This window comes from Amycolatopsis sp. NPDC102522, from assembly GCF_055584485.1.
In genome coordinates this window covers 1-6,331 of record NZ_JBVJLY010000052.1, presented here as the reverse complement: position 1 = coordinate 6,331, position 6,331 = coordinate 1, and the positions used below count along the sequence as shown (strand labels likewise).

Here is a 6,331-nt window from a genome sequence, read left to right as displayed (position 1 = left end):
TGTCCTGTCCGGCGCGACGCTTCGGGTTCCGGAGCAAGTCTTCGGGTGGTCTTCGGGTGTTCGGGGCTACCGTTCGGGTCGGTGAGGGCCTGCTGGGCGGTGTCGGGACAATGTCGCGGTGCCGAAGCTTGATCTTGTGCCAGGTGGAGCCCCTCCCGCGCTCGCTGACCGGCTTGAGGTCGGCTACGTCGATGACGCTGGTCAACAGCGCATTCCACTGAGTGAGGCGTGGTCGGTCCCGTTCGAGTCCTGCCAGCCGACCCGTGGTTTTCCCTCGTACAAGGGGCAGCGACACCACGTCGGACGGCGCTGGACCGCGACCACGGGCACGTTGGTGGGCTACGAGTCATGGCTCGAACGGGACCGGCTGATGCTGCTCGACTTCGACCCGGACACCGTCGGCATCTCCTCCCAGCCGTTTTGGCTGTTCTGGACCACCGACGAGGGCAAGGCGCGCTCGCACGCGCCGGATTACTTCGCGCGCCTGGCCGACGGGACGGCGCTGGTGCTCGACTGCCGGCCGCTGAACCGGATCAAGCCTCGCGACCAGGTCGCCTTCGATGTCACCCGCAGAGCCTGTGAGCTGCTGGGATGGCGCTACGAGGTGGTCGGTTCGCCGCCGGAGGTCCTGGTCGGCAATGTCCGGTGGCTGGCGGGCTACAGCCACCCTCGCCATTACCTGATCGACACCGCGGCCGCCCTGCGGGCGGCCTTCGCCGAACCCACCGGCCTGCTGCCGGGAGCCGAGCAGGTCGGCGATCCGATCGCGGTGCTGCCCGTGCTCTATCACCTGCTTTGGCGTCGTGATCTCGACGTCGATCTGGATCGCCCGCTGTCTCCGGACACGGTGGTCACCACGGCGGCCGCCTGATGCCCCCGGAGCGGCCGGTGCTGCGGGTCGGGGACCGGGTCGGCTACGACGGTGACGAGCACCAGGTGCTGGGCCTCGTCGGCACGACAGTCCGGTTGCGCTCCGATTCCGGAGTCGAGCAGGTGCTGCTGGCCGGGCACCTGATGTCCGCGCCGGACTTCGCCGTCCTCGACAGCGCTCCGCTGCCGGCAGTCGAGCCGTTCGGCCTGCTGGAATCGCTGCCCGCCAACGTGGTCGCCGCCGCCGAACGCTGGCGGGACCACGTCGTCGAGGTCGAAACCGGCCTACGGCCGGGCGCGGCCGCGGGCTCAGAACCACGTCCCGGCTTCGACCCGGCGACGACCACCTTGACCGAGCGACAGCTCGCCAAGGCCGCCGAACTGAAGGTCACCGCCCGGACGCTGGAGACCAAGCGGGCCCGCTACACCGCGCAGGGTTTATGGGGCCTGGTCGACCAGCGCGCGGCTCGCGGCTTCGAGGTCGCGGGCCAGGCCGACGCGCGTCTGGTCGAGGTGCTGCGTGAGCTGATCGTGGCCGAGACGAACGCCTCGACCGGCACGCGCTCGCGGCTGATGCGCCGCGCGATCAAGCAGGTCGAGCAACGTCACGGCGTCGGAGTGGTGCCGTTGCCGGGCAAGACTTCCTTCTACGCCTTGATGGATCGGCTCAGCGCCGGACGGCACACCTTCGGCTCGGCGGTCACGCGTCGCCAGCTCGCGAACCGGCCGCCCGGGGCGTTCACCGCGACGGCAGCAGCTCGGCCAGGTGAGCAGGTCCAGATCGACTCCACTCCGATCGACGTCCGGGTCCTGGCCGCCGACGGCGTCCCGGTCCGGGCCGATCTCACCATCGCCGTCGACGTCGCCACCCGCACCATCTGCGCCGCGGTCCTGCGGCCGGTCGGCACGAAAGCGGTCGACGCGTCCCTGCTGCTGGCGAAGATGCTGGTGCCGGAGCCGATGCGACCGGGCTGGTCGGAGACGTTGAGAATGTCGGCCTCCCGGCTGCCGTTCGCGTCCCTCCTGGACATCGACGCGCGGATGCGGGAAGCCGCGGCGAAACCGGTCATCGTCCCCGAGCAGGTCGTGATCGACCACGGGCGCGTGTTCGTCTCCGAAACCTTCACCCGCGCCTGCGAACGACTCGGCATCTCCATCCAGCCCGCCCGCAAGGGCACCCCGACCGACAAAGCCGTCGTCGAGGCGACGTTCTCGGCGATCAAGACGCTGTTCGCCCAGCACGTCGCCGGGTTCAAGGGCGCCAACACCCAGCTGCGCGGCCGCGCCGTCGAGGCCGAATGGACCCTCGCCGAGCTGCAGGACCTGCTCGACGAGTGGCTGATCGTCGGCTGGGCGCACCGCCCGCACGACGCGCTGCGCGACCCGCACGCACCGCGCCGACGGCTCACCCCGAACGAGCGCTACGCCTCACTGGTCTCGATCGCCGGCTACCTGCCGCTCACACTGACCGGCACCGACTACCTCGAACTCCTGCCGGTCAAATGGCGGTCGATCAACGCCTACGGCATCCGGATCGACTACCGCACCTACGACTGCCCCGAACTCGGCGACTTCCGCCGCGAGCACTCCGGGCTGGCCGGAAAACGCGGACTCTGGGAAGTCCACTACGACCCCTACGACCTCTCCCAGGTCTTCGTCCGCACCCCGAACGGCTGGATCACCGCGCCCTGGACCCACAAAACGATGGTCACCGCGCCATTCGCCGACTTCACCTGGCGCCACGCCCGCGAACTCACCCGGCGACGCCGGGGCGACCAGGACGTGTCCGAAGCCGACATCGCCCGCGAGCTGGACGCGCTCCTCACCCGCGCTGAGCACGGCCCCGACCGGGCGAGCGCGAGGATCGTCGCCCGCACCCGGACCGCGGCCGCCGCGCACCGGCCCGCCGAGGCCGAGACCGCCCCGGTCACCGACCCTGCTGCGCACGCATCCCCGGCCGATCCGCTGGCCGAGGTGATCCCCTTCGGCGTTTTCGACGCTGACGCCGAAGCCGAAAGGTGGCTATGAGCGAGCTGCTCACGGGCTTCGACGAGTTCGACGAGCTCATTCCCGACGACTCCGTCACCACCAAGGAAGGCTGGCGGCGGTTCGTCGAGCACCAGCCCACACCGCCCGATCCGGTCGACCCGGACCAGTGGGCACGGCTGAGCGCGCGCGGCCGCGCGCAGATCATCCAGGCACGCAAGGACTACCACAGCGAACTGCCGCTCGCGGCCACGCCGACCATGCGGAAGCTGCTCACCACCGGACGACTGCTGATCCAGCTCAACCGCAACCAGATCTCCGCCCGCCGAGGCATCATCCTCTCCGGCGCCTCCGGCACGGGGAAGACCACCGCGCTCACCCAACTCGGCCGCACCCACGAACGCGTCGTCCGCCGCCGTCATCCCGGCCGCGCGGGACAGAACCGGATCCCGGTCGTCTATGTCACCGTCCCCACCGCGGCAACCCCGAAGATCCTCGCCATCGAGTTCGCCCGCTTCTACGGGCTGGAATTCGCCCCGCGCGCGACCATGCCCGAGATCGTCAACACCGTCTGCGCGGTCGCCGCCCGCACTCACCTCGAACTCGTCCTCGTCGACGAGATCCACAACGTCTCCCTCAGCACCAGATCCGGCGCGGAGGTGTCCGACCAGCTCAAATACTTTGCAGAGCGGCTCCCGGCGACCTTCGCCTACGCCGGGATCGAAGTCGCCGAGCGCGGCTTGTTCGCCGGGCCGCGCGGCCGCCAGATCGCCGGCCGCTTCACCCTGCTCACCTCACACCCGTTCGACTACGGCACCACCGAGCAGCGCGCGGCCTGGCGCTCCTTGGTCGCGACCCTGGAGCAGGCCCTACGGCTGCATCGGCACACCCCCGGCACGCTGGTCGAGCTCGCCGAGCAGCTCTATCAGCGGACCGGCGGCATGATCGGCAGCCTCTCGCAGCTCGTCCGCGGCGCCGCGGTCATCGCGATCGACGACGAGACCGAGTGCATCACCGAAGATCTGCTCGATCTCATCCCGCTCGACCACAACGCCACCCAGTCCACTCCCACCCGCCGCCGGGACAGCACGGGGTCACGCTGATGGTTTCCCGCTTGCCGATCACTGCCCGCCCGGCGCACAGGGAAATCACCGTCTCCTACCTCGCGCGGCTCGCCGCGCTCAACGAGATGCCCGCCGCCGAGCTCTGGCGGCAGGTCACCCGGGATCGCAAGCTCGACGACGACCTTCTCGCGATCCTTTCCCAACAGCCCCGCGCCCGGCTGGAGCGAGCGATCATCGAGCTGCTCACCCCGCAGCCGGACTGGCGGATGCTGCGGCACGAACCGCAGCGCGGCTGCCGTCGCTGCACCGCCGCGCACCCCGGCGGGCCGGTCCTGCAACTGCTCGGCCACCACGACTACGTCTGCACCCGGCACCGGATCTGGATCGGCCCGCCCGACCTGCTCGACCACCCGCAACCCGACATCTCCGACCTCCCCGAGCTCATCATCGCCCAACGCCGCCACCTGCAGCTGCTGCGCCAGATCGGCCCGGCCGCGACCTTCGACGCGCTGCTCACCGGATTCCTCATCTGCGCGCACCGCTGGAACTACACCGAAATCAGCAACGACCGTGACGCCCTCGCGGACTGGCATCGCCGCGCCGACCTGCTCATCCCGCCCGGCACCGAACCCGAAACCTTCAGCACCTCAAGGCTTTTCGCCGCCACCTACCCCGAAGCCGTCCTGCTCGCCGAGCTCATCGGCTCCCTGCACTGGCGACGGCTCGCCGCCGGCGGACCCGAAGACCAAGCCCGCTTCGTCACCGAAGTCTCCGAACGACTCAGCCTGCTCGACTACCGGCCGACCGTCCTCAAAGACCCCATCTCCCACTGGATCGAAGCCGACTGCTGGAACCCTCCCAGCCCGCCCAACTTCACCTTCAACACCCTGCGGACCTTCCGCGGCCCAAAAGGATTCCGCAGATCAGCCAACAACGCCGACACCAAACGCGGCACCACCGCGCTCTGGTTTAGCAGACACCGCCGCGGCGGCGACGCGATGCTGCACCACCGCACCCTCAACCCCGTCGTCATCCGTGACTGGTCCCCGAAAATGGAGATGTTCACCAGCGCCCTCTCACTCACCGCCGACACCAGCGGCAAGTCCCACCAGGCACTCAACCTCGACCGGCCCCGCACCACCACCGAGTTCCACGCCTACAGCAGAGCTCACTGGTTCCGACCCCACCCGCAGCCATCCACCTGGCTCGACAAAGCCACCGAACCCCTCCCCTGGGACGACCGCGACGGCAGCCCCCGCCCCAAGACCGGAGGACGGCCACTGCTCCCCGGCGAGAAACGGCTCTACGGCAAATTCCCCATCAGATCGAACCCGCTGCGATCAAGCCACCGCTTCGACGACTGACCCACCACCACCGCGGCCGCGCCGGGAAGATCTCGCATGCATCAGTCCGCCGCCGATCCATACCACTCGACCTCCAGAACCCGCGCCAACCGACCCCCTGAATTGACCACACCCCAACCGAAAGCACCGGCATGACGATCGTTTACGACTACATCGACGAAGCCCACATCCAGCAGCTGCACGACTTCCTCACCGCACGCGGATGGAACCTGTCCGACCACGTCGACCGAGACCAGCACGGCAGGCCCGAGCACCCCGAGCCGGAGTGGTACTACCCCGCCTCCTTCCAGGGCATCACGTTCCACGACCACAACGACATCGGCCCCGCCCACCTGCGCTGCAAACTGGACGGCATCGACGGCCCGCGCATCGTCATCGGCGCCGCCGGAAACTTCTACGGCTGCGACCTCCACGACGCCCGCGAGCACGACCTTCCCCCGATCGACGACGAGCTCGCCCTCGACCACGCGGCGACCGTGCTCACCACCCTCGAAGCCGACGCCGGCGCGCTCAACGCCGCCGACCTCGTCCACTGCCGCTTTTTCGGTCCCTGCGGCGAAACCAACCACATCTTCTAACCGCCGAATCCGCGAATCAGATCAGGCAGCGTCTCCGGCGATCTCGACACTGCGAGCTGCTCGTCAGCGCTCGCGGTCCCACAGATCAAGCAGCACAGCACCGAACTGGTTGAGCCGGTCGCCGAAAGGCGTGGTCACCGCGACAGCGAACCTGCTCTCGCCAAGGCATTCCATGATCATGAACGGCCCTGCCCAGCCGGGAGCAGCGCTTCTCACTGACCGCAGGAACAGATGGCGCTGGTCGGTGCGGACGAATCCCGGGTCTTCCGGCATCGGGGCATCCTCACCGGCGAGACTGGTCAGCTTCGGCACCGGGTGATCGTGACATCCGGCGTCGAGCCTGCTCGACCCCGACCACTGCCGATTCCGAAAAGTAGGTCCGGACAACCCGAACGATCATCGTCCGGACCTACTTTTCGGACCGCAGCTCAGCGCGGTGAAGCTCCGCAAAGTTCGGGCGGACAGGACA

6 protein-coding genes are annotated in these 6,331 nt (G+C 68.9%); 5 read left to right on the top strand and 1 reads right to left on the bottom strand.

All coding sequences use genetic code 11. The features are described 5' to 3' along the window. Positions 1–136 precede the first annotated feature (136 nt). The 5 genes from ACZ6YV_RS44195 to ACZ6YV_RS44175 all read left to right on the top strand — a co-directional run bounded on the left by ACZ6YV_RS44195 (position 137) and on the right by ACZ6YV_RS44175 (position 5,862). A complete protein-coding gene (locus ACZ6YV_RS44195) occupies positions 137–871 on the top strand; it encodes a TnsA-like heteromeric transposase endonuclease subunit (protein ID WP_465515384.1) in 735 nt (244 codons plus the stop codon). Then, positions 871–2,898 (top strand): Mu transposase C-terminal domain-containing protein, encoded by a 2,028-nt coding sequence (locus ACZ6YV_RS44190; RefSeq protein ID WP_465515383.1) that lies wholly within the window; start codon positions 871–873, stop codon positions 2,896–2,898. The genes ACZ6YV_RS44195 and ACZ6YV_RS44190 overlap by 1 nt, the downstream gene beginning before the upstream one ends. Beyond that, positions 2,895–3,959, top strand: a complete 1,065-nt coding sequence (locus tag ACZ6YV_RS44185; protein ID WP_465515382.1) for an AAA family ATPase — start codon at positions 2,895–2,897, stop codon at positions 3,957–3,959. The genes ACZ6YV_RS44190 and ACZ6YV_RS44185 overlap by 4 nt, the downstream gene beginning before the upstream one ends. Positions 3,960–3,970: 11 nt before the next feature. Then, positions 3,971–5,284: a TniQ family protein gene (locus tag ACZ6YV_RS44180; RefSeq protein WP_465515381.1), complete on the top strand. Its 1,314-nt coding sequence runs from the start codon at positions 3,971–3,973 to the stop codon at positions 5,282–5,284. Positions 5,285–5,415: 131 nt separating this feature from the next. Further along, positions 5,416–5,862, top strand: coding sequence for a hypothetical protein (locus ACZ6YV_RS44175; protein WP_465515380.1), 447 nt, complete (start codon positions 5,416–5,418; stop codon positions 5,860–5,862). A gap of 63 nt (positions 5,863–5,925) precedes the next feature. On the opposite strand, the gene ACZ6YV_RS44170 is transcribed toward ACZ6YV_RS44175, so the two are convergent. Next, on the bottom strand, positions 5,926–6,174 hold the full coding sequence (locus ACZ6YV_RS44170; protein WP_465515379.1) for a hypothetical protein: 249 nt from the start codon (positions 6,172–6,174) through the stop codon (positions 5,926–5,928). Positions 6,175–6,331: the final 157 nt, after the last annotated feature.

Bases quoted from the DNA above. Each gene is read 5' to 3' on its own strand.
- ACZ6YV_RS44190 (WP_465515383.1), top strand. From the start codon at position 871: ATGCCCCCGGAGCGGCCGGTGCTGCGGGTCGGGGACCGGGTCGGCTAC.
- ACZ6YV_RS44185 (WP_465515382.1), top strand. From the start codon at position 2,895: ATGAGCGAGCTGCTCACGGGCTTCGACGAGTTCGACGAGCTCATTCCC.
- ACZ6YV_RS44175 (WP_465515380.1), top strand. From the start codon at position 5,416: ATGACGATCGTTTACGACTACATCGACGAAGCCCACATCCAGCAGCTG.